23 protein-coding genes are annotated in these 23,667 nt (G+C 60.3%); 7 read left to right on the forward strand and 16 right to left on the reverse strand.

The features are described 5' to 3' along the window. The first annotated feature begins 44 nt into the window (after nt 1–44). From PMI25_RS25955 to PMI25_RS25970, 4 genes are all read left to right on the forward strand, one after another. Nucleotides 45–1,817 (forward strand): N-acetylglutaminylglutamine amidotransferase, encoded by a 1,773-nt coding sequence (locus PMI25_RS25955; protein WP_007965661.1) that lies wholly within the window; start codon nt 45–47, stop codon nt 1,815–1,817. Between the two features lie 3 nt (nt 1,818–1,820). After that, nucleotides 1,821–3,569 carry an N-acetylglutaminylglutamine synthetase gene (ngg, locus tag PMI25_RS25960; protein WP_007965659.1) on the forward strand — a complete coding sequence of 583 codons (1,749 nt, stop codon included), beginning with the start codon at nt 1,821–1,823 and terminating at the stop codon, nt 3,567–3,569. Between the two features lie 159 nt (nt 3,570–3,728). Continuing rightward, nucleotides 3,729–4,919: an osmoprotectant NAGGN system M42 family peptidase gene (locus tag PMI25_RS25965; RefSeq protein WP_007965658.1), complete on the forward strand. Its 1,191-nt coding sequence runs from the start codon at nt 3,729–3,731 to the stop codon at nt 4,917–4,919. Nucleotides 4,920–5,089: 170 nt separating this feature from the next. Continuing rightward, a complete protein-coding gene (locus tag PMI25_RS25970; RefSeq protein WP_007965656.1) occupies nt 5,090–5,317 on the forward strand; it encodes a YheU family protein in 228 nt (75 codons plus the stop codon). 4 nt (nt 5,318–5,321) lie between these two features. Here PMI25_RS25970 and csrA read toward each other — a convergent pair whose 3' ends face one another. The 3 genes from csrA to PMI25_RS25985 form a co-directional block, all read right to left on the reverse strand. After that, nucleotides 5,322–5,507 carry a carbon storage regulator CsrA gene (gene csrA, locus PMI25_RS25975; RefSeq protein ID WP_007965653.1) on the reverse strand — a complete coding sequence of 62 codons (186 nt, stop codon included), beginning with the start codon at nt 5,505–5,507 and terminating at the stop codon, nt 5,322–5,324. Between the two features lie 146 nt (nt 5,508–5,653). After that, nucleotides 5,654–5,986, reverse strand: coding sequence for a YnfA family protein (locus tag PMI25_RS25980; RefSeq protein WP_007965651.1), 333 nt, complete (start codon nt 5,984–5,986; stop codon nt 5,654–5,656). A gap of 63 nt (nt 5,987–6,049) precedes the next feature. Beyond that, entirely contained in the window at nt 6,050–6,865 is an 816-nt protein-coding gene (locus PMI25_RS25985; RefSeq protein WP_007965649.1) for an SDR family oxidoreductase, read from the reverse strand. A 322-nt stretch (nt 6,866–7,187) separates the two neighbouring features. On the opposite strand from PMI25_RS25985, the gene PMI25_RS28375 reads away from it, so the two are divergent. Further along, complete coding sequence (locus PMI25_RS28375; protein ID WP_169432680.1) at nt 7,188–7,346, forward strand: DUF3309 family protein; 159 nt, start codon at nt 7,188–7,190, stop codon at nt 7,344–7,346. Nucleotides 7,347–7,403: 57 nt separating this feature from the next. On the opposite strand, the gene PMI25_RS25995 is transcribed toward PMI25_RS28375, so the two are convergent. The 10 genes from PMI25_RS25995 to PMI25_RS26040 all read right to left on the reverse strand — a co-directional run bounded on the left by PMI25_RS25995 (nt 7,404) and on the right by PMI25_RS26040 (nt 16,845). Next, nucleotides 7,404–9,497 carry an LTA synthase family protein gene (locus PMI25_RS25995; protein ID WP_007965647.1) on the reverse strand — a complete coding sequence of 698 codons (2,094 nt, stop codon included), beginning with the start codon at nt 9,495–9,497 and terminating at the stop codon, nt 7,404–7,406. 311 nt (nt 9,498–9,808) lie between these two features. Further along, on the reverse strand, nt 9,809–10,414 hold the full coding sequence (locus PMI25_RS26000) for an START domain-containing protein (RefSeq protein ID WP_007965645.1): 606 nt from the start codon (nt 10,412–10,414) through the stop codon (nt 9,809–9,811). A gap of 41 nt (nt 10,415–10,455) precedes the next feature. Beyond that, entirely contained in the window at nt 10,456–10,710 is a 255-nt protein-coding gene (locus PMI25_RS26005; RefSeq protein WP_007965643.1) for a YkgJ family cysteine cluster protein, read from the reverse strand. 165 nt (nt 10,711–10,875) lie between these two features. Next, nucleotides 10,876–11,367, reverse strand: coding sequence for a hypothetical protein (locus PMI25_RS26010; RefSeq protein WP_024164500.1), 492 nt, complete (start codon nt 11,365–11,367; stop codon nt 10,876–10,878). A gap of 78 nt (nt 11,368–11,445) precedes the next feature. Then, nucleotides 11,446–12,885, reverse strand: a complete 1,440-nt coding sequence (locus PMI25_RS26015) for an aminotransferase-like domain-containing protein (protein WP_003226969.1) — start codon at nt 12,883–12,885, stop codon at nt 11,446–11,448. 201 nt (nt 12,886–13,086) lie between these two features. Next, nucleotides 13,087–13,899, reverse strand: coding sequence for an OmpA family protein (locus PMI25_RS26020; protein WP_007961980.1), 813 nt, complete (start codon nt 13,897–13,899; stop codon nt 13,087–13,089). Further along, on the reverse strand, nt 13,896–14,252 hold the full coding sequence (locus PMI25_RS26025) for a DUF4398 domain-containing protein (RefSeq protein ID WP_177325746.1): 357 nt from the start codon (nt 14,250–14,252) through the stop codon (nt 13,896–13,898). The genes PMI25_RS26020 and PMI25_RS26025 overlap by 4 nt, the downstream gene beginning before the upstream one ends. A 9-nt stretch (nt 14,253–14,261) precedes the next feature. Further along, complete coding sequence (locus PMI25_RS26030; protein WP_007961978.1) at nt 14,262–15,083, reverse strand: substrate-binding periplasmic protein; 822 nt, start codon at nt 15,081–15,083, stop codon at nt 14,262–14,264. An 80-nt stretch (nt 15,084–15,163) separates the two neighbouring features. After that, nucleotides 15,164–16,093, reverse strand: coding sequence for an electron transfer flavoprotein subunit alpha/FixB family protein (locus PMI25_RS26035; protein ID WP_007961977.1), 930 nt, complete (start codon nt 16,091–16,093; stop codon nt 15,164–15,166). Nucleotides 16,094–16,095: 2 nt separating this feature from the next. Next, on the reverse strand, nt 16,096–16,845 hold the full coding sequence (locus PMI25_RS26040) for an electron transfer flavoprotein subunit beta/FixA family protein (RefSeq protein ID WP_003226982.1): 750 nt from the start codon (nt 16,843–16,845) through the stop codon (nt 16,096–16,098). A gap of 525 nt (nt 16,846–17,370) precedes the next feature. On the opposite strand from PMI25_RS26040, the gene PMI25_RS26045 reads away from it, so the two are divergent. Further along, nucleotides 17,371–19,035 carry an electron transfer flavoprotein-ubiquinone oxidoreductase gene (locus PMI25_RS26045; RefSeq protein ID WP_007961975.1) on the forward strand — a complete coding sequence of 555 codons (1,665 nt, stop codon included), beginning with the start codon at nt 17,371–17,373 and terminating at the stop codon, nt 19,033–19,035. A gap of 182 nt (nt 19,036–19,217) precedes the next feature. Here PMI25_RS26045 and PMI25_RS26050 read toward each other — a convergent pair whose 3' ends face one another. Then, nucleotides 19,218–20,108, reverse strand: coding sequence for an AraC family transcriptional regulator (locus tag PMI25_RS26050; protein ID WP_007961974.1), 891 nt, complete (start codon nt 20,106–20,108; stop codon nt 19,218–19,220). Between the two features lie 190 nt (nt 20,109–20,298). Here PMI25_RS26050 and PMI25_RS26055 point away from each other — a divergent pair, with 190 nt between their 5' ends. Next, on the forward strand, nt 20,299–21,351 hold the full coding sequence (locus PMI25_RS26055) for an NAD(P)-dependent alcohol dehydrogenase (RefSeq protein ID WP_007961972.1): 1,053 nt from the start codon (nt 20,299–20,301) through the stop codon (nt 21,349–21,351). Here the strand turns inward: PMI25_RS26055 and PMI25_RS26060 are convergent. Both PMI25_RS26060 and PMI25_RS26065 read right to left on the reverse strand, forming a co-directional pair. Then, entirely contained in the window at nt 21,348–22,151 is an 804-nt protein-coding gene (locus PMI25_RS26060) for an IclR family transcriptional regulator (protein ID WP_007961970.1), read from the reverse strand. The genes PMI25_RS26055 and PMI25_RS26060 overlap by 4 nt on opposite strands. A 60-nt stretch (nt 22,152–22,211) precedes the next feature. Continuing rightward, nucleotides 22,212–23,516 carry an MFS transporter gene (locus PMI25_RS26065; protein WP_007961969.1) on the reverse strand — a complete coding sequence of 435 codons (1,305 nt, stop codon included), beginning with the start codon at nt 23,514–23,516 and terminating at the stop codon, nt 22,212–22,214. Nucleotides 23,517–23,667: the final 151 nt, after the last annotated feature.

Below are 23,667 nucleotides of genomic sequence, written 5' to 3' on the forward strand. Positions count from 1 at the left end.
GACTTGAATGACCCCTCCCCAACGGAAAAACCGGTAAGGACTTTATGTGCGGATTAGCTGGCGAGTTACGTTTTGATCATCAACCTGCAGACCTTGCAGCGGTAGAGCGAATCACCCATCACCTGGCCCCTCGCGGCCCCGACGCGTGGGGCTTCCATGCCCAAGGGCCGATTGCCCTGGGCCATCGTCGCCTGAAAATCATGGACCTGTCGGACGGCTCGGCGCAGCCGATGATCGACAGCCAATTGGGCTTGTCTCTGGCCTTCAACGGCGCGATCTACAACTTTCCGGAACTGCGCGCCGAGCTCGAAGCGCTTGGCTACGCCTTCTATTCCGGTGGCGACACCGAAGTGCTGCTCAAGGGCTACCACGCCTGGGGCGAAGCGCTGCTGCCGAAACTCAACGGCATGTTCGCCTTCGCCATCTGGGAGCGCGATGCCCAGCGTCTGTTCATCGCCCGTGACCGTCTCGGCGTGAAGCCTTTGTACCTGTCGCGCACCGGTCAACGTTTGCGCTTTGCTTCGGCCCTGCCGGCGCTGCTCAAGGGCGGCGACATCAACCCGATCCTCGATCCGGTGGCGCTCAATCACTATCTGAATTTCCATGCGGTGGTGCCGGCTCCACGCACCTTGCTCGCGGGCATCGAAAAGCTGCCGCCAGCGACTTGGATGCGCGTCGAAGCCGATGGCCGCACCGAACAGAAAACCTGGTGGACCCTGCCCTACGGCCCGCACGACGACGAGAAAAACCTGACCCTCGAAGACTGGCGCGACCGCGTGCTCGACAGCACTCGCGAAGCGGTGGCGATTCGTCAACGCGCAGCGGTGGATGTCGGCGTGCTGCTGTCCGGCGGTGTCGATTCGAGCATGTTGGTTGGCTTGTTGCGTGAAGTCGGCGTGGAGAACCTGTCGACCTTTTCCATCGGTTTTCAGGATGCTGGCGGCGAGCGTGGCGATGAGTTCCAGTATTCCGATCTGATCGCCAAACACTACGGCACGCAGCACCATCAGTTGCGCATCGACGAAAAAGAGATCATCGAACAACTGCCCGCCGCGTTCCGCGCGATGAGCGAGCCGATGGTCAGCCACGACTGCATCGCCTTCTACCTGTTGTCGCGCGAAGTGGCCAAGCACTGCAAAGTGGTGCAAAGCGGCCAGGGCGCCGACGAACTGTTCGCCGGTTATCACTGGTACCCGCAAGTCGACGGTGCGGCGGATCCATACGCGGCCTATCGCGCAGCGTTTTTCGACCGCGGCTACGACGACTATGCGGCCACCGTGCAACCGAAATGGCTGACCGCCAATGACGCGGCCGGCGACTTCGTCAAGGAACACTTCGCCCAACCCGGAGCCGAGGCTGCGGTCGATAAAGCCCTGCGTCTGGACAGCACAGTGATGCTGGTGGACGACCCGGTGAAACGCGTCGACAACATGACCATGGCCTGGGGCCTGGAGGCGCGCACGCCGTTCCTCGACTATCGACTGGTTGAACTGTCAGCGCGAATTCCCGGCCAGTTCAAGCTGCCCGATGGCGGCAAACAGGTGCTCAAAGAAGCGGCGCGCCTGGTGATTCCAAGCGAAGTGATCGACCGCAAGAAAGGCTACTTCCCGGTACCGGGCCTCAAGCACTTGCAAGGCGACACCCTGAGCTGGGTGCGTGAACTGCTGCTGGATCCGAGCCAGGATCGTGGCCTGTTCAACCCGGCCATGCTCGACAAACTGCTGACTGATCCGCAAGGCCAACTGACGCCATTGCGCGGCTCGAAACTGTGGCAACTGGCGGCCCTGAACCTGTGGCTCAGTGAACAAGGAATCTGATTGATGAAACCTCACGCCACGGCGATCAACCAACGCCTGTTACGCGGTCAGACCCCGTCGTATGAACGCTTGCAGGCGCGTCTGGCCGAAGACGGCAGCGAACTCGGTGCCGACCCCATTGCCGTGCATTGCGGCTGGGGCCGGCTGCTGATCGGTCACACCTTTCCTGACCCGGCGACGCTGGCGCAGGAACTGCTCAACGAACAGCCCGGCGAGCGCGATATCGCCCTGTACGTCGCCGCACCGCAGCAGATTCTCGGTCTGGAACCGACGCAGCTGTTTCTCGACCCGTCCGACACTCTGCGCCTGTGGTTCAGCGATTACCGCCAGGCGACGCGGGTGTTTCGCGGCTTCCGTATCCGTCGGGCGCAAAGCGAAGCGGACTGGCAGGCGATCAACCTGCTGTATCAGGCGCGCGGCATGCTGCCGATCGATGCCACACGACTGACCCCGCATCATCAGGGCGGTCCGGTGTACTGGTTGGCTGAAGATGAAGACAGCGGCGCGGTGATCGGCAGCGTCATGGGCCTCAATCACCAGAAAGCCTTCAACGACCCGGAACACGGCAGCAGCCTGTGGTGCCTGGCGGTTGACCCGCAGTGCTCGCGGCCTGGTGTCGGTGAGGTGCTGGTGCGGCACTTGATCGAACACTTCATGAGTCGCGGCCTGAGCTATCTGGACCTGTCGGTGCTACATGACAACCGTCAGGCCAAGAACCTCTACGCCAAACTCGGTTTTCGCAATCTCTCGACCTTCGCCATCAAGCGCAAGAACGGCATCAACCAGACGCTGTTCCTCGGGCCGGGGCCGGAAGCCAACTTCAACCCGTATGCGCGGATCATTGTCGAGGAAGCGCATCGCCGTGGTATCGACGTGCAGGTGGACGATGCCGAAGCCGGGCTGTTCACCCTCAGTCACGGCGGGCGCCGAGTGCGCTGCCGCGAATCACTGAGCGACCTGACCAGCGCAATCAGCATGAGTCTGTGCCAAGACAAAAGCCTGACCCACAAAGTGTTGAAAGCCGCCGGCCTGAAGCTGCCCTCGCAGCAACTGGCGGGCAATGCCGACGACAATCTGGCGTTTCTCGACGAACACCAACGCGTGGTGGTCAAGCCGCTCGACGGTGAACAGGGTCAGGGGGTGGCAGTGGATCTGCAGAGCATCGAAGAGGTGCAGCAGGCCATTGAAGCCGCCAAGCGTTTCGACAGCCGCGTGCTGCTGGAAAGCTTCCACGAAGGCCTCGACCTGCGGATTCTGGTGATCGGTTTTGAGGTGGTGGCGGCAGCGATTCGTCGTCCCGCCGAAGTAGTCGGCGACGGGCACCATTCGATCGGTGCATTGATCGAAGCTCAAAGTCGCCGTCGGCAAGCTGCCACCAGCGGCGAGAGCAAGATCCCGCTGGACCACGAAACCCAGCGCACCTTGCATGCCGCCGGTTATGACTACAGCAGCATTCTGCCGGCCGGCGAGCATCTGTTTGTGCGCCGCACGGCCAATCTGCACACCGGTGGCACGCTGGAGGATGTCACGGCGATTCTGCACCCGACGCTGGTCGATGCAGCGGTGCGCGCGGCGCGGGCGCTGGACATTCCGATGGTTGGCCTCGACCTGATGGTGCCGGCGGCGGATCAAGCGGAGTACGTGTTTATCGAAGCCAACGAACGCGCCGGCCTGGCCAATCACGAACCGCAGCCGACGGCGGAGCGGTTTGTCGATTTGTTGTTTCCGCACAGTCAGCCGGCTGTTTCTTGATTCTGCTTTGTCTGGGCTGATGTCTTCGCGAGCAAGCTCGCTCCCACAGGGGAACGCATCCATATGTGGGAGCGAGCTTGCTCGCGAAGGGGCCGCATCAGGCGCCACAAATCCTTCTCATCGAAACCATCGATGCGCCTCAACTCATCAGGAGTTTCCATGACCACACAAATCCCCGAACCGGATCTGAACTACCTGCAAAAAGTCCTGCTGGAAATGCTCGCCATTCCCAGCCCTACCGGGTTCACCGACACCATCGTGCGTTACGTCGCCGAGCGTCTGGAAGAACTTGGCATCCCTTTCGAAATGACCCGTCGCGGCACCATTCGCGCCACGCTCAAGGGCAAGAAAAACAGCCCCGACCGCGCCGTCTCCGCGCACTTGGATACCATCGGCGCCGCCGTGCGTGCAGTGAAAGACAACGGGCGTCTGACGCTGGCCCCGGTCGGTTGCTGGTCGAGCCGCTTTGCCGAGGGCAGCCGGGTCAGCCTATTTACCGATAACGGCGTGATTCGCGGCAGCGTGTTGCCGCTGATGGCCTCCGGGCACGCGTTTAACACTGCCGTTGACGAGATGCCGATCAGCTGGGATCACGTCGAGCTGCGTCTGGATGCCTACTGCGCAACCAAGGCCGACTGCGATTCACTGGGCATCAGCGTCGGCGACGTGGTGGCGTTCGATCCGCTGCCGGAATTCACCGACAGCGGCCACATCAGCGCCCGCCACCTCGATGACAAGGCCGGTGTGGCGGCATTGCTCGCCGCGCTCAAGGCCATCGTCGACAGCGGTCAGGAATTGATGATCGATTGCCACCCGCTGTTCACCATCACCGAAGAAACCGGCAGCGGCGCAGCGGCGGCATTGCCGTGGGATGTCAGCGAATTCGTCGGCATCGACATTGCGCCGGTCGCGCCCGGCCAGCATTCCAGCGAACACGCGGTGAGCGTGGCGATGCAGGATTCCGGCGGGCCTTACGACTACCACCTGTCACGGCATTTGCTGCGCCTGGCCGGTGAAAACGAATTGCCAGTGAGGCGTGACCTGTTCCGTTATTACTTCAGCGACGCGCATTCGGCGGTGACCGCCGGACACGATATCCGCACCGCCCTGCTCGCCTTTGGCTGCGATGCGACCCATGGTTATGAGCGTACGCACATCGACAGTCTCGCGGCGCTCAGTCGTCTGCTCGGGGCGTACATTCTGAGCCCGCCGGTGTTCGCCAGCGATGCGGCGCCGGCCAATGCTTCGCTGGATCGCTTCAGTCATCAGATCGAGCATGACACGCAGATGGAGAGCGATACGCGGGTGCCGTCGGTGGACAGTCTGGTGGGGCAGCGCTCAGACAGTTGAATCCTTGTTGTCTGAACCATGGCTATCGCGAGCAGGCTCACTCCTACAGTTGAAATGCATTTCCCTGTAGGAGTGAGCCTGCTCGCGATGAGGCCGATACAGCCCACACAAAACTGGCAGCCAACCACCAATCGCCGTAGCATCCCGTCATTGATTTAGCCGAGGTGCCCATGCTGATTCCCTACGACGCTCTTGAAGTCGACACCCTCACCCGTCTGATCGAGGATTTCGTCACCCGCGACGGTACCGACAACGGTGATGACACACCGCTGGAGACCCGCGTGTTGCGCGTGCGCCAGGCGCTGACCAAAGGTCAGGCACTGATCGTGTTCGACCCGGAAAGCGAGCAATGCCAGTTGATGCTCAAACACGATGTGCCCAAACATCTGTTCGAGTGAAACCTCAGCGAACCTTTTCGCTGATCTGTTTGCGCTGGATCCGCTCGTAGACTTCAGAGCGGTGCACATTGACCTTCTGTGGCGCCTCGACACCAAAGCGCACACTGGAACCGTTGACTGACAACACCCGTACGGAAATGTCGTCACCGATGGAAATCAACTCGCCCACAACACGGCTGAGTACAAGCATGGAGTTCGTCCTTCAGGGTTAGCCAGCCCTGAAGATGCGCGGTGGGCACGCGCTCTACAATGGGTCGCGCGCAATTCAGTCTTGCCCTACATCCTGAGTCGCTACGCCCTTCAGACGTTTCCTGCAAATGGCTAAACAGTCTCGCCTCAAGCGGCAGTAAATCGCGGTCCGAACAGGATCACGCTGGCGCCGATCACGCACAGCGCCACGCCGATCCAGTCCGAACCCAGCGGGCGCACCCGCTCGACCACCGCCAGCCAGCCGATCGATGCGACGATGTAGATCCCGCCATACGCGGCATAGGCGCGACCGGCGTAAGCCGCTTCGACGCGGGTCAATAACAGGGCGAACAGGGTCAGGCTGAGCAGCGCCGGGATCACCCACAAGGCACTCTTGCCCTGACGCAGCCACATGAAAAAGGCGAAACAACCGGCGATTTCAAACAGCGCCGCAAGGAAGAACCACAGGTAATTGAGCATTGATGTGTCTCGACAGGGTGACCATTGCGGCCACCCTAACGACGCGACACCCTTCGGGCAAGTTCAGCCGTTGGTTTGTCTGGCCTTGGCGCGCATTTTATCGGCCATGGTGGTCATTTCGTTGTAGATCAGTTGCGGGTTCTTCTGTTTGATCGCCCAGGCCATGCGCCCCTGCTCGTGCGGCAGGATCATGAACTCGCCGGCGGCCACTTGCTGGTAGATATAGTCAGCGATGTCGGCAGCCGTGATCGGCGAACTTTCCAGCAACTTGCCGACCTGGGCTTTCATGGCCGGCGTCGGGCCACGGAACGAGTCGAGCAAGTTAGTCTGGAAGAACGACGGGCAGACCACATGTACGCTGACTTCCTGCTGCGCCAGTTCGATCAGCAAACTTTCCGACAACGCCACTACACCGGCCTTGGCCACATTGTAGTTGCTCATGGCCGGGCCTTGCATCAACGCCGCCATCGAGGCGATGTTGATGATCTTGCCTTTGCTCTGTTCGAGCAGCGGCAGAAACGCTTTGCAGCCCTTGACCACGCCCATCAGGTTGATCGCGATCTGCCAGTCCCAATCCTCCAGCGACAGTTCGCTGAAGAATCCGCCGGACGCCACACCGGCGTTGTTGACGATGACATCGATGCCGCCGAGCTTCACTTCGCAAGCCTGAGCAAACGCGGTGAGCTGGCTGTAATCACGCACGTCGCAACGTTGGGTGAAACCGTCGCCACCAGCCTCGCGCACCAGTTTCAGGGTTTCCTGCAGGCCGGCTTCGCTGACGTCGGACAAGGCCAGCTGCCAGCCTTCACGCGCCCAGCGCAGCGCGATTTCGCGACCTAGACCTGAGCCCGCACCGGTGATCATCATGCGATTTTGCATAGCAAACAGCCTTGTTGTTCTGTAGGAGTTGCGCGAAGTGTAGCGAAGGTTGTGCGTGCGCCCACTCTCCATCAAGTTGCTGAATGGAGGATCAAAAGATCGCAGCCTTCGGCAGCTCCTACACCGATTCCTGTAGGAGCTGCCGAAGGCTGCGATCTTTTGATCTCGCGCTTTAAAGGAAATAAACGAGTAATCCAAATACATTAAAAAAACATTGAATTTTCTTTGACGCGCACCGGTCGGAATTTGTAAGCCGTCTGGAATTAGTTAGCCTCCAGTCGCCCTTGAACACCAAGACTTCTCGAACACTATCAACAAGGAAATCGACATGGGCACAATTCTTATCATCATCCTGATCCTGTTGCTGATCGGTGGTCTGCCGGTCTTCCCGCACTCCAGAAGTTGGGGTTACGGTCCTTCGGGCATTATCGGCGTGGTGTTGGTGGTGCTGTTGGTCTTGCTGTTACTTGGCAGGATATAAAACCCCAAGACAAAAAAAGAGGCCTTCAGGGGCCTCTTTTTTTATGCAGCGGTTTTATCAGTCCGGCTTGCCGTTGATCACACCGGCGGTGTTGTCCATCAGACTCTTGGTCGCCGTTTGCAGGAACGCTTCAAGCTTGAGCTTCAGTTCGGCGGTACGCGGTGCGTCCGGAATGATCTCGGCAGAAGGGTTCGCGCCCAGTTGGTACTGGTAGATCTTCGGCGCCATTTCCTTCTCTTTCGGCAGCACCAGGATCTGATCGGCAGTGACGATGGCGGTGGTCTGCTCGCTGCCCGACGGCTTGATCACACCGAAACCGGTGTCGCCGGCCGGCAGGTTGAGCAGGTCGCGACCCCAGCACTGATGACGCACTTCGCCACCCAGGCGACCCATGATGGTCGGCACGATGTCGATCTGCGTACCCACGGTGTGGTCACGGGTACCGAACTTCTCCTGAATGCCCGGGGCGATCATCAGCATCGGCACGTTGAAGCGGCCCAGGTCCATTTCAGTGATCTGGCGCTCGTTGCCGAAACCGTGGTCACCAACGATCACGAACAGGGTTTCCTTGAAGTACGGCTCTTTGCGCGCCTTCTCGAAGAACTGACCCAGCGCCCAGTCGGCGTAACGCATGGCGGTCAGGTGTTCGTTGAGGCTGCCGCGATCAGTCACGCGCTCCACCGGCAATGGTGTCGGCAACGCATACGGCGTGTGGTTGGACAGGGTCTGCAGCAGCGCATAGAACGGCTTGCCGTTTTCCCGCGCCTTCAGCTCCACCAGACCACGGTCGAACATGTCCTGGTCGGACACGCCCCAGGTCGGATCGGAGAACACCGGGTTGACGAAGTCGTTACGACCCACGAAGTTGGTCATGCCCTGGTTGCTGAAGAAGCCCGACTGGTTGTCCCAGGCGAAGTCACCGTTGTAGACGTAAACGTCGTCATACTTGCGCGCACTGAGCAGTTGCGGCAGGCCGGAGAGCTTGTGGCTGCCTTCCGGAGTCTGCATCAGGTATTCGAAGCCCGGCAGGTTCGGGAAGCACGCCATGGTCGCAAACATGCCCTGATGGGTGTGCGTACCGTTGGAGAAGAAGCGGTCGAACAGCAGGCCTTCCTTCGACAGTTTGTCGAGGTACGGCGTGATGTTGCCCGGTGCGCCCAAGGCGCCGACCGAGTGCCCGGCCATGCTTTCCATCAAGATCACGACTACGTTCTTGATCGGCAGGGTCTTGTCGGCCGGTGGCGTGTAGTCACGACGCACGGCGGCGATGTCGGCATCGACCAGTTTGTCGTCCGGCATCACCAGCATCTCGCGCACTACTTTCTGCGCCTGTTCCTGCGGCAGGGTGGCTTTCCAGATGTTGTTGCGATCCTCGCCCATGCGGTCTTTGGCAGCGGCGATCAGCGACAGCGTACCGTTGAGGCCGAGCTGGTTGGCGAAGTTCGATTCGGTGGTGTACACGTCACCCCAGCGCAGCGGCGGGCCCTGGCGCAGGGTGCCACGGGCAGCCACGACGCAGATCAGCAGACAAACCACGAACACCGCGAGGCGGGTGTACCACGGCGCCACCTGACGGGTGCCGACGTTGCCGCCGCTGAACGGGCCACGTGGCCGGGTCGCGCGGTCGGCGCCCTTGAACGCCAGGGTCAGGATCACCGTGCCGATGACCCACGCCAGCAGGTAACGCACTACCGGGAAACCGTACCAGAGCATGCTCATCACGGTTTTCGGGTCTTCCTTCACGTACTGGAACACCAGGCCATTGAGGCGCTGGTGGAACTCACGGTAGAAGTCCATTTCCATCAGACCGAGGAACAGCGCGATGCTGGACGCCACGGTCAGCCACAGCCGGAAGAAGCCACGCGCAGCCATCGCCCGGGCACTGAACAGCGCCAGCAGCAGCGGAACGCAGACGTAGACCACCAGGCGCAGGTCGAAACGCAGGCCGTTGGCGAAGGCTTCGAGGAAGGTCGAAGCCGGGGTATCGAGGATCATCTCGCGGTTGTAGACCAGCAGCGCGAGGCGCAGCACGGAAAACATCACCATCATGACCAGGGCACACAACAGTGTGTAGGCCAGATGCGATTTGACGGTCGGTTGCAGCAGGCGAGTGGAAGATCGCTGCTGATTCAGGGCGTCCGGGTTTGCCATGTCGTTTTAGGACCCATTGGAAGTTGAAGTTGCAAAATACAGCGGCGCCATGCCCTCTATTGGCCATTCCAGGCCCCGGGGCGTGCGCGGTGCGCAAATGTTGCACGATCAACGGCAGCATTGCCATTGATTACTGCCGCCCTGCCCGACTCTTTCATGCAAGCATTCGGATACGGACAAGCGGGGTTGCGCGGGCGAATTGTCTGGAACACTTTGTGAAAATTTCGTCCAACGCATATCTGGAAACACAATATAACGACAAAACAAAAACGCCCCGAATCGGTCGGGGCGTTTTGCTGTCAGCGCAAAGTTTACTTCTCGGCGCGTTCTTTCAGGGCTTTAAGGGTATTGAACGGCGCGTCGACCACGAACTTGTTGGCAATCATGCTCGGTACGCTGCCGCCGGGCTCAGTGTGCACCTGATAGGTCACTTCGACTTGATCACCTTTGGGTACGAACTTCCAGAACCCTTTGACCTGAGCGACACGGACAAAGCCTTTCTCTTCGGGAAGGTACTTCGGCACGCCTTCGAGGTTGCGGGTCAGGCTGCCATCGGCGCCCTCAACGGTGGTGATGTGCAACACCGAATCACGTGGGGTCACTGGCCACGGCGTATTGAATTGGGTATAGGTCCAGCTCTGATCGCCCTCGTGCTTGAGCAGTTTCTGGGTTTTGCATTCGTGAATCCACGCGCAGGCTCCGGCCACGTCTTCCTGCAAGGCACGCAGTTTGGCAACGGTGGTCTTCATCAGGGCAACCCCCTGATAGGACTTGTAATCGGAACCCGGCACTTCGGCCAGCGAGACCTTAATCCCGTCTTCGTTCTTGGCGACCTTCCAGTCCTCAGCCTGAGCCACCGAAGTAGCCAGCACAGCCGTCAAACCACACAACACAGCGATACGATGCAGCGAACCCATAGTCTTATTCCTTATTGTTGAAGTTCCGTTCGTTTGACACATCACGCCGCCGTCATCTGCTCCCACCAGCCGATCAGTTTGATCGCCTCTTCCGAGCTGCTGCCACAGACTTCGACATCGGCGGCAAATCCCGAGCAGACCGCCGGACGCTCCGGCTGGCCGAAAATGTTGCACAGGTTTTCGACCGACAGCTGCACGCAACGTTCGCCGGCAGGTTTGCCGTCGGGCATGCCCGGAATGGCAGAACTGATGGAAGGGGCAATACAGCAAGCGCCACAGCCTTCACGGCATTTCATGACGAGCAAATCCTCGCGACGGGCAATGTGTTAAAGAGACACGGACAGAGTAACCGCTAAAACGGTTGTTTCAAATTCCCTGAACCGGGGTTTTTACCGATAACTGAATGTGACTGACCAGTCTCCGACAAAGCGTCTGGTTCGCGGGTCACGGATCGATTGAGTTTATTGCTTGAACTCGAAATCCAGCGCAGCGCCTTCGACTTCGCGGCGCTCTTCGTTGCGCAGCTGCAACTGCATTTCGTTGCTGAGCAGGCGGCCGTTGAGCTGGAAGCCGCTGTTCTTCTCGCCGAACATCTGCGGCAGGATCGCCTCGTGCTTGGGCAGCGACACGGTGCCGGCGGGTTTGAGTTGCTGAACCATGTCCTTGGGCAGACTCAAATCGAGCTTGGCCGGCGGCAGTTTGGTTTTCACCACCTCACTGGCCGGTTTTGACTTGGAGGCGATTGGAGGCCGCTTCTTCACCGGAGCAGCTTTCTTTTGCGGGGCTTTTTTAACCTGAGCCTTCTTGTCCGCAACGGCTTTGCTGCTGGCGGTTTTACTCGCCGGAGCTGACGCCGCAGGCTTTTCCTGAACGGCGGCTGCCATGACACCGGGCGCATCGCCCATCGTCAACACACCAAGCAAAATCCAGGCAGCAGGCAAAATCGCTTTCATGAGCCCCACAACACTAACGGCAGAGGGCCATATGCTCGCTTGTTGAGCGTCACAAGACAAGCACGACGCGCCGCTCGTTCAGAAACCGCCAGCGGTTTCCTGACACAGTTGGGTCGCCAGCAAACCGAGGGTCATCAGCGCCCTTTCCGCCTCGCGATTCCACGGCGTGCCGCAGTTCAGGCGAATGCAGTGATTGAACTGCTCGGTATTACTGAAGATCAGCCCCGGTGCAATGCTGATGCCCTGCTGCAAGGCGCGCACGTGCAATTCCTGGGTATTGACCCTGCCCGGCAGACTCACCCAGAGGATGAAACCGCCCGTAGGCCGGGTCATTTGCGTGCCTTCGGGGAAGTACTGCTGCACCGCCAGCTGGAACGCGCTGAGGTTTTTTCGGTATTCCTGGCGGATGTACCGTAAATGCCGGTCATAACCGCCATTTTCCAGATAAGCGGCAATCGCCATCTGCGTGACGCTGCACGCCGAATGCGTGGTGAAGGTCTGCAGACGCTGAATTTCCTGCTGATACTTGCCGGCAATCATCCAGCCGACGCGCACACCCGGCGATAACGTTTTGGAGAAACTCGAGCAGTAGATCACCCGATCCAGTCGGTCGTAGGCCTTGAGGGCTTTGGTGCGGCCCTGTTCGAACATCAACTCGCCATAGATGTCGTCTTCGACGATCTGGATATCGAAGTCCGAGGCCAGGCGCAGCAGCTGCTTCTGCCGCTCTTCGGGCATGGTGCCGCCCAGTGGATTGCTCAGGCGAGTGGTCAGAACCAAGGCTTTTATCGACCATTGGTTCGCCGCCAGCTGCAAGGCTTCGAGGCTCATGCCGGTGGCCGGATCGCTGGGGATCTCGATCACTTTCAGGCCCAGCAGGTCGGCCAGTTGCAGCAAGCCGTAATAGGTTGGCGATTCGGCGGCGATCAGATCGCCCGGACGGGTCAGCACGCGCAATGACATCTGCAAGGCATCGACACAACCGTGGGTGATCACCACTTCTGACGGATCGACCACGACCCCGGCGTCGCGCATGCGGATCGCCACTTGCCGACGCAGCGGTTCGAACCCGGGGCTGAACATGTAACTGAACGCGCGCGGACTATGGAATCGGGTGACCTTGGCCAGTTGTTGATGCAGCGCGCGCACCGGAAGGTAATCGACACTCGGCACCGCAGCGCCCAACGGGAACACCCCTTCGCGCCGGGATTCGACCAACACTTGCTGAATAATGCTGGCGCGGGTGACCAGCCCTGGCCGCTCGACCCGGGCGATGTCCGGGGTCGGCGCCGTCAGTGCCGGTGTCTGGTGCACGTAGTAACCGGACTGCGGCCGCGCACGGATCAGGCCCTGATCCTCGAGATTGGCGTAAGCCTGCAACACCGTTGCATGGCTGACATTGAGCTGCGAACTCATCTTGCGCACCGACGGCACGCGTTCTCCGGGCTGATAGACACCGCGCCGGATGTCTTCCGCCAGTTGTTGAGCAATACGCTGATAGAGCAAGAGGTTGGTCATGACGCAGCACTCGATTTCACGGGCATTTTATTCTTGTGTGAAACAATACCGGAACAGTTTAGAAGTGTACTGGGACAGTTGCCACCATAGTCGACCATACAGTGCAGTGTCAGCTACAACTGTATGGATTTGCGCGCTATTCGACAGACGTAAAAAAGCCCGGCGCTGCATCACAGGCCGGGCTTTCCAGAGACGCAGCCCTCAGCGGGCGGCGCCGAGCTGGCCTTTTTCGTCTGAGAACACGATTTCCACCCGACGGTTCTGTGCCCGCCCGCGCTCGGAAGCGTTGGCATCCACCGGGTACTCATCGCCGTAACCTTCGACCTGAATGCGCTTGTCCTCAATCCCGAGGTCCATCAGCACATCGGCCACCGCCTGCGCGCGATCACGCGACAGTTTGAGGTTTTCCTGTTTGCCGCCGGTGCTGTCGGTATAACCCTCGATGCGCACCACGCGTTTCGGGTTGAGCTGCAGGAACTGCACGATCTTCAACACCACGCGATTGGCCGAGTTCTTCAGCTCCGCTTCGCCAGTGTCGAACAGCACGTCACCGAGGGTCATCACCAGACCGCGATCGGTTTGCGTGGTGGCCAGCGCGACGATTTGTTCTTCGAGCCACTTGCCCTGCTGCTGCACGCTCAGCAGTTTGGACTCGCGCAGGGCCAGCTGCAGGCGCTGGCGCTCCAGCTCCAGCTTCGCCGCGCGCTCTTCGTTGAGCACCAGATTGGTGTGTTCGCGGGCGATTTCGCTATAGCGCTGACTCAGGTAGGCGTAATGCACCACGTCCGAGCCACTGCCCCAATAGGTCGACAGGCGATCGGCACGGGCCAGCGACTCACCGGCGCGGATCACATCCTTGGGCGCGATACGCAGCACGTTGGAATCTTCCTTGACCTTCTGGAAGTCGCTGCTGGCCTGTTGCAAGGCGGCTTCACTGTGTTGACCGGCGCAACCGTAGAGGCTCGCGCAACCGGCCAGAATCAACCCGCCGAGGGCTTTGGACTTGAGGCTCATTGGGCATCTCCCAGTTGCTTGCGCAGACGGATGATGCGGGTGTTCAACACATTCAATTGCTCTTCGCTCTTTTGCGTCAGCACTTTGGCTTCGGCCAGACGCGCATCCAGTTCAGCTTGTTCGGAACGCATGCGCGCGTTCTTGTAAGACTCGTCGGTCATGTTGCCCTTGGCCCGGTTGAACTTGTCTTCGGCCAGTTTCATTTCCGGCATTTCATCGGCGGTCGCACCGACAGCCTTGGCCTGGGTGATGGCCTGCTCGGTCAGGCGCATTTGCTCAATGGGCGCAGGATCGTTGGCGCAGCCGGCCAGGGCCAGAACGGCCATGGCCGCGAAAAGAGGTCGAATACTCACTAAGAATCCCTACTGTTTTGGGGCACTGACAGGTGGCTGCGGCTGTTGCTGCTGCGCCTTCCAGCGCTCGATGTTGCGTTGCAGCGCGGCTTCCGTCAGGCCGGACGCGGGCAATTCTGTCATCTTTTTGGCCAGCTGTCCGCGTAACCACGGATCGTTGCAGGCCGAGTTGTGGGAAAGCGCAAGGAACAGACCGGGCCGGTCAATCGGTTGCTCGAAGGCCAGCAGATCATTGGCCATACCCAGTGCCTGCGCGGCCGCCATCCCCGAGTAGCGACCGGCGAGTATATATTCCACCTCGCCCAGCAGAAGTTTCTGCAGGGCCTGAGTGAGGTTTGCCGTCCGGGTCAGGGTCAGATTCTGCTCGGCGAAAGTGCCGAATGCCTGGGTCATTCGAGACTTTTCCGACATCCCGCCGGTGTGCCCGTGCAGGTCTTTGGCTTCGCTGTAGACCAGCGTCGAGCCTTTGCGCGTCCACACCAGATAGTCGTTTTCCAGCAACGGCGGATAGATGTAGTCGAGGTTTTCCAGTTCATTGAACATCAGCGGTGTGTCGGCCAGCATGTCCATGCGCCCGCTGCGCACTTCATCGAGGGCCTGTGAGCGTTTGCCGGCGTAGAGCAGCTCGACCTTGATCCCCAGATCCTTGGCCGCTTGCTGCAACAGGTCGGCACTGGCGCCGATCAACTGCTTGGGATTCTGCGGATCCTGCCACAGGTATGGCGGCGCATCCGGGCTGCCGGTGACGACGAGGCGCTCACATTTGCCGGCGGCCGCAGCCATGCCCGGCAAGAGGATCAATCCCGATAACAGCCAGCGGCGCAGATCCATGGCAAAACACTCCCACTCAAATTCGAGACAAAAAAAAGCCCGACCACAAGGCCGGGCTCTTTATAAGTGAAGCTGCCGGATTAGACCAGCTTCTCCAGCTCAGGTACCGCTTCGAACAGATCCGCCACCAGACCGTAATCGGCCACCTGGAAGATCGGCGCTTCTTCGTCCTTGTTGATCGCAACGATCACTTTGGAGTCTTTCATGCCGGCCAGGTGCTGGATCGCGCCGGAGATACCGACGGCGATGTACAGCTGTGGCGCAACGATCTTGCCGGTCTGACCGACCTGCATGTCGTTCGGTACGAAACCTGCGTCGACCGCAGCGCGCGAAGCACCGACGGCTGCGCCCAGCTTGTCGGCCAGGGCGTACAGGTGTTTGAAGTTGTCACCGTTCTGCATGCCGCGGCCGCCGGAAACGACGATCTTGGCAGCGGTCAGCTCTGGACGATCGGACTTGGCCAGTTCTTCGCTGACGAAGCTGGACGTGCCGGCGTCGTGCGCAGCCGCTACGGCTTCAACAGCCGCCGAACCACCTTCAGCGGCAACCGGGTCGAAACCGGTGGCACGCACGGTGATCACTTTGATCGCAGCGGTCGATTGCACGGTAGCGATAGCGTTACCGGCGTAGATCGGACGCTTGAAGGTGTCGGCGCTTTCTACCGAGATGATCTCGGAGATCTGGTCAACGTCCAGTGCAGCGGCAACGCGCGGCAGGATGTTTTTGCCGTTGGACGTGGCGGCAGCCAGGATGTGGCTGTAGCCCTTGCCCAGCTCTGCAACCAGCGGCGCAACGTTTTCCGGCAGCTGATGCGCGTAAGCGGCATTGTCAGCGTTCAGGACTTTGCTAACGCCAGCGATTTTCGCAGCGGCTTCAGCCACGGCGCCAGCGCCCTGACCGGCAACCAGAACGTGGATGTCGCCGCCGATTTTGGCAGCAGCAGCCACGGTGTTCAGTGTGGCCGGGGCCAGCACTTTGTTGTCGTGTTCAGCGATTACCAAGATAGTCATTTTTAGATTACCTTCGCTTCGTTTTTCAGTTTCTCGACCAGTTCAGCCACCGACTTGACCTTGATACCCGCGCTGCGTGCAGCTGGCGCTTCGACTTTCAGGGTCTTGTTGGTGGAGGCGGTGGAAACGCCCAAAGCGTCCGGAGTCAGCACTTCAAGAGGCTTCTTCTTGGCTTTCATGATGTTTGGCAGGGACGCGTAGCGCGGCTCGTTCAAACGCAGGTCGGTGGTGACGATGGCCGGCAGTTTCAGCGAAACGGTCTGCGCGCCGCCGTCGATTTCGCGGGTCACGGCAACGCTGTCGCCGGACACTTCGACTTTCGAGGCGAAGGTGCCCTGACCGTAGCCGCTCAGTGCAGCGAGCATCTGGCCGGTCTGGTTGTTGTCGCTGTCGATGGCCTGTTTGCCCAGGATCACCAGCTGAGGCTGTTCCTTGTCGACCACAGCCTTGAGCAGCTTGGCCACGGCCAGCGAAGTCAGGTCTTCAGCGGATTCGACGAGGATGGCGCGGTCGGCACCCAGAGCCAGTGCGGTACGCAGCTGTTCCTGAGCGGTGGACGGGCCGATGGAGACGACGACGATTTCAGTCGCAACACCTTTCTCTTTCAGGCGTACGGCTTCTTCCACTGCGATTTCGCAGAACGGGTTCATCGACATCTTGACGTTGGCGAGGTCTACGCCGGAATTGTCCGCTTTGACGCGAACCTTGACGTTGTAATCCACAACGCGTTTGACAGCTACAAGAACCTTCATGGATTCCTCGTTACTCTCCGGTGAAAAGAAAGTCGCCTAGGCGAACCTGGCGGATGATGCTCATCGGGCACAAGGGCACCTCTAAAAACGCCGGCTGGGGCGGATGACCGTTCGTCAGTGGTGACCAACGGGTCATTGATTCGCACGGTGTGTAAACTGCGCGCCAGACTCGCGCTGCGCATCACCTTGTACTGCCTGTGCCCTGTCTTTAGAGGTGCTCTTGAAACCGCCAGTCTGCCTACGGCGAGCGCAAAACCGCCCGTATCTTGACCGGAACGCCTATTCCGGTCAATACGGCAAAATGGCCGTTCATAAGCCGTGCTTCTTTGATTTCTCTGGGCTGGAGCCGATTCAAACAAACGTTTGTATTGGACGCTCGGAGTGGTGTAGATATAATGCGCCGCCTAGAGAGAAAGGTGGTTTGCCCATTATTACCCTTGACGTTAACGTAAAGGCAATAACGGATACGACACCGAACCTCCAAATTAGAAAAAAAACTGTTGAGCCTTGAGTAGGAGATAGCCTGTGGAACGCGAATACATGGAATTCGACGTGGTCATCGTCGGTGCCGGCCCCGCTGGCCTGTCCGCCGCCTGCCGTCTGAAGCAGAAGGCCGCCGAAGCCGGTAAGGAAATCAGCGTCTGCGTGGTCGAAAAAGGCTCCGAAGTCGGCGCGCACATCCTTTCCGGTGCCGTGTTCGAACCACGCGCTCTGAATGAACTGTTCCCGGACTGGAAAGAACTCGGCGCCCCGCTGAACACCCCGGTCACCCGCGACGATATTTTCGTGCTGAAAAACGCCGACAGCGCGCAGAAGATTCCTGACTTCTTTGTGCCCAAGACCATGCACAACGAAGGCAACTTTATTATTTCCCTGGGCAACCTGTGCCGCTGGCTGGCCCAGCAGGCTGAGAACCTGGGTGTGGAAATCTACCCGGGCTTCGCCGCTCAGGAAGCCTTGATCGACGAAAACGGCATCGTGCGCGGGATCATCACCGGTGATCTGGGCGTCGACCGCGAAGGCAATCCGAAAGAAGGCCTGTACACCCCGGGTATGGAACTGCGTGGCAAGTACACGCTGTTCGCCGAAGGCTGCCGTGGGCACATCGGCAAGCAACTGATCAAGCGTTACAACCTCGACAGCGATGCCGACGCTCAGCACTACGGCATCGGCCTGAAAGAAATCTGGGAAATCGACCCGGCCAAACACCAGCCGGGCCTGGTGGTGCACACCGCCGGTTGGCCGTTGGACATCATGGGCACCGAAAACACCGGCGGCTCGTTCCTCTATCACCTGGAAAACAACCAGGTGGTGGTCGGTCTTATCGTTGACCTGTCCTACAGCAACACCTACCTGTCGCCGTTCGACGAGTTCCAGCGCCTCAAGCATCACCCGGTGCTCAAGCAATACCTGGAAGGCGGCAAACGCGTCAGCTACGGCGCCCGCGCCATCTGCAAAGGTGGCCTGAACTCGCTGCCGAAAATGGTCTTCAAGGGCGGCGCGCTGATCGGTTGCGACCTCGGCACCCTGAACTTCGCCAAGATCAAAGGCAGCCACACCGCGATGAAGTCCGGCATGCTCGCTGCTGAATCGGTGGCCGACGCGCTGTTCGCCGAGAAGGATGGCACTGAAGAGCTGACCACTTACGTCGACGCGTTCAAGAAGAGCTGGCTCTACGACGAACTGTTCGCCAGCCGCAACTTCGGCCCGGCGATCCACAAGTTCGGCGCGATTGTCGGCGGTGGTTTCAACTGGCTGGACCAGAACATCTTCGGCGGCAAACTGCCGTTCACCCTGCACGACACCAAGCCGGACTACGCCTGCCTCAAGCTCGCGGCCGACTGCAAGAAGATCGACTATCCGAAGCCGGACGGCAAACTCAGCTTCGACAAATTGAGCTCGGTGTTCATCTCCGGTACCAACCACGAAGAAGAACAGCCTTGCCACCTGAAGCTGACCGACCCGAGCATTCCGCTGAGTCGCAACCTGCCGATGTACGACGAACCGGCGCAGCGCTACTGCCCGGCCGGTGTGTACGAAGTGATCACCAAGGAAGACGGCGAAAAACGCTTCCAGATCAACGCCCAGAACTGCGTGCACTGCAAGACCTGTGACATCAAGGACCCTTCGCAGAACATCACCTGGGTCACGCCGGAAGGCGCTGGCGGCCCGACTTACCCGAACATGTAGGTCGAATCGCTGAACAACGAGGCTCCCGAAATGGGGGCCTTTTTGTTGCCCAAAATTTAATGCATCACATCACCCCCTGTGGGAGCTGGCTTGCCAGCGATGGGGCCGTGTCAGTCGACATCTTGGCTGCCTGGATCACCGCCATCGCTGGCAAGCCAGCTCCCACAGAGTTACGCGAACTGTCAGGCAACGCGCTCATCACCAGGGCTGCGCTCAAAGTAGCGCTTGTACTCACGACTGAACTGCGACGTACTCTGATACCCCACCCGATGCGCCACCTGCGCCACGCCCAGCCCTTCGGCGACCAGCAAGGTCTGCGCCTTGAGCAGGCGCAGGCGCTTCAGATACTGCACCGGCGACAACAGCGTGCTGCGCTTGAAGTGCTCGTGGAAGGACGAAACGCTCATGTTCGCGCAACTGGCCAGAGTCTCGACATTCAGCGGTTCGGTGTAATGCGCATGCAGGTGACTGATCGACGCCGCGACCCGGGCGAACTGTCCCTGCTGCTCGACCAGCGCGCGCAACACATCGGCCTGCGGCCCGCGCAACGCAGTGAACAACAATTCACGCACCCGCGCCGGCCCGAGAATCTGCCGCTCCAGCGGATCGTGCAGGCAACGCAGCAAGCGTTCGACGCAGCCACGCATGTCATCGTCGAGCACCACCGAGGTCATCGACTCCGGTGTCTGCGCCGGAATGTGCCGCCCGGGCGCCAGCCCCATGGCCAGCACCAGTTCGCCGAGCAGCACCCGGTCGATGGCCACCGATACGCCCAGCAACGGCGCGTCCGGCAAGGCAAAGGTTTCGCACTCGAACGGCACCGGCAGCGCCTGAATCAGATAGTGCCCGGCGCCGTACTCCATGGTGCGCGGGCCGAGGAACGCCAGTTTGCTGCCCTGAGCGATGATCATCAGGCTCGGCTCGTAAATGTGCGGGCCACGCGCCACGTCACAACTGGCGCGCAACACCTGCACGCCGGGCAACCCGGTCTGGCTGTAACCATCGCAGAGCGCCAGCGGCTCGATCAGCGAAACCAGCGTGGCATTGGCATCAAGGTGGCGGGTCAACTGCATCGGAGGGGTCTTCAAAAAAGTCACGGAAAAAGGCATGCAAGCATCATCGCAGATCCTTTTGCCAATGCGCTTGCCCAGACCTGCATGCCGGAGGATTAGGCATGAGACCCGGAGGAATCGTCATGGCCGCAACGGCAGACGGCGCCCAGAATGCGCCACCTCACCTGTCACTGCTTCTGCGAGGTTTCTCATGTACACCGCTATCGGTTATGCCGCCCAATCGGCCACCACTCCCCTCGCCCCGATGAAATTCGAACGCCGCAGCCCACGCGCTGACGACGTGGCGATCGAGATCCTGTACTGCGGCGTCTGCCACTCCGACATCCACCAGGCGCGCAACGAATGGGGCATCGCGGTTTATCCGTTGATGCCCGGCCACGAGATCGTCGGCAAAGTCACCGCCGTCGGTGCGAACGTCACTCAACATAAAGTCGGCGATCTGGTCGGTGTCGGCTGCATGGTCGACTCCTGCCGCACCTGCGCCGCCTGCCAGCAGAACCTCGAGCAATACTGCCTCGAAGGCCCGACCATGACCTACGCCACCCCGGACCGGGTCGATGGCAGCAACACCATGGGCGGCTACTCCGACAGCATCGTGGTCAGCGAGCACTTCGTGGTGCGCATTCCTGAAAAGCTGGATCTGGCCAGCGCCGCGCCGATCCTCTGCGCCGGCATCACCACCTACTCGCCGCTCAAGCATTACGGGGTCAAGGCCGGCGACAAGGTCGGGATTCTCGGTATGGGCGGCCTCGGCCACATGGGCATCAAATTCGCCAAAGCGATGGGTGCGGAAGTCACGCTGTTCACCCGCTCGGCGAGCAAGGCCGAGGAAGGTCGTCGTCAGGGCGCCGATCATGTAATCGTTTCCACCGATGCCGAGCAGATGACTGCCGCCGCAGGCCAATTCGACTTCCTGCTCGACACCATTCCGGTACAGCACGACCTCAACCCGTACCTGCAAACCCTGCGCTTTGATGGCGTGCACATTCTGGTCGGCCTGATCGAACCGATCGATCCGCCCGTGCACGCCGCCAACCTGGTGCTGGGCCGCCGCGTACTGGCCGGCTCGTTGATCGGCGGCATCGCCGAAACCCAGGAAGTGCTGGATTTCTGCGCCGAGCACAACATCACCTGCGACATCGAAATGCTCGACATCCGCCAGATCAACGAGGCTTACGCCCGAATGATTGCTGGTGATGTGAAGTATCGCTTCGTGATCGACATGGCAACCTTGAAGCTTTAAACCTTCAGACCGAGTTCTGCCGAGAGCCGGGCTGTGACCCCTTTGATCAGGGGGATCAGCTCGGCCATTTTTTCCAGCGGCATGTACGGCACGGTGCTGGCGATGCTGATTGCCGCCACTATGCGCTTGCTCGCATCACGAATCGGCGCCGCCACGCAGCGGATCGACGGTTCGTTGTCTTCCAGATCGAACGCGTAGCCACCGGCCACGTACTCGGTCATGCGCTGCTCGAGCTGTTCCCACGATTGCTGCGGATGCTGCGGCCAGAACTGACTTTTCCCACCCGCCGGCAGGCTGATGTCGTACAGGCGTTGCCAATCCTGCGGCGCATCATCCAGCATCAAGGCCTTGCCGATACCGGTGCGCGCCAACGGCATGCGATGGCCAACCCGCGAGCGCATTTCCGGGCCGTTACGCCCCGGATTCTTCAGCAGGTATAACACCTCGTCGCCCTCACGAATCCCTAAATGCACGGTGTCCCCAGTCAATGCCGACAACTCATCCAGATAGGGCGCGGCCAGACTCACCAGCGGCAACTCTTCGCGCGCCTGAAACCCCAGCTCGATCAATTTTGGCCCCAGCAGATAGCCGATTTGCGGCACCACGCGCAGGTAGCGTTCGTCCACCAGACAACTGGCCAGTCGATGGGTAGTACTGCGCGTGGTGCCGATCAGTCGCGCAATCTCTTTCAGATCGCGGGCGCCACTGGCCACCGCCTGCACCACACCCAGGCCGCGAAGCAGGGTCTGGGTGCCGGTGGGTGCGGCGTCCTTGGTCTTTTCCGGGGCGTCTTCCTGCATATCCAGCCTTTACCGTTGAGCGAGGGAACGGGCGGCATTATGGTCGCCCGACGCAGACCACTACAACTCGATACGCTCGACCTTGCCCACCAGTAGCACGTAGGACAATGCACCGATCAGCGCCAGAATCGCGATGTAGGTGATCGCCGGGGCAAACGAATCGCCACTGGCGAGGAACCCGATGACGATCGGCGTGGCAATCGCCGACAGGTTGCCGATGAAGTTGAACACCCCACCGGTCAAACCGAGCAAGCGTGCCGGCGCGAGGGTCGAGACCAGCGACCAGGTGATCGAAGCCAGCCCGTTGCCGAAAAACGCTAGCGCGAGGAAGGCAATCACCAGCGGCGTCGATTCAACGAAGTTGGCGCCGATGATCGAGGTGGAAATCAGCAACCCGCCGATGATCGGCAGCTTGCGCGCAAAACCCACGCTGCAGCCACGGCGAATCAGCAAGTCGGAAAAGAACCCCGAACACAGCACACCAATGAACGCGGCCAGAAACGGCAGTGATGCCAGCAGGCCGGACTTGATGAAGTCCATGCCACGATATTTCACCAGGTAGGTCGGGAACCACGTCAGGAAAAACCACAGCGTCGAGTTCAGGCAGAACTGGCCGAGGTAGATGCCCCACAACTTGCGTTTGCTCAGGACGATGCCGAGGTCGGTCCAACTGAACGAGGCCTTGGCCGTTTGCGCTTGAATGTCTACGAGTCCGCCGCCCTCGCGGATCAGGTCGATCTCCGCGTCGTTGGCGCCCTTGAAGTCCCGTGGTTCGCGATACACCGCGTACCAGATCGCCGCCCAGACAATCCCCGCCGCACCGGTCGCGACAAACACCATGTGCCAGCCGAATTCATGTTGCAGCCAGGCCAGCACCGGGGTCAGAAACGCCAAGCCGACAAACTGCCCGGAGGTGTAAAAACCAATCGCCGTGGCCCGCTCACGCTCGGGAAACCAGGTGGTCACCACGCGGCTGTTGATCGGATACGCCGGTGCCTCCAGCGCGCCGACCGCCATGCGCAAGACGAACAGGGCAATGAAGCTCGCGGCGAAACCGAGCAACACCGTGGCCAGCGACCACAGCAGCAGCGCGACGCTGTAGAGAATGCGCGGCGGCACCCGATCCACCAGCCAGCCGCCGGGAATCTGCATCGCGGCGTAGGTCCAGCCGAATGCGGAGAAAATCAGCCCGACATGCACCGGATCGATGCCCAGTTCACTGGTCAGCGCGGGCGCGGCAATCGACAGGTTGCTGCGGTCGAGGTAGTTGATGACCACGGTGATGAACAACAGCACCATGATGAAAAACCGCTTGCGGCTAGGCGTGACTAAAGACGCCTGCCCGGTGAGGGTTTGCGGTGGCATGGGGGTGCCTCTTCTTATGATTATTTGAGGTCGGCCTATGGCCTGCGCTGCACTCTGTGGGAGCGAGCTTGCTCGCGAAGACTGCGGCACATCCGGCATCAATGTGACTGACCTGCCGCATTCGCGAGCAAGCTCGCTCCCACAGGGGGCT

The sequence above is a fragment of the Pseudomonas sp. GM30 genome (assembly GCF_000282275.2).
GTDB lineage: Bacteria > Pseudomonadota > Gammaproteobacteria > Pseudomonadales > Pseudomonadaceae > Aquipseudomonas.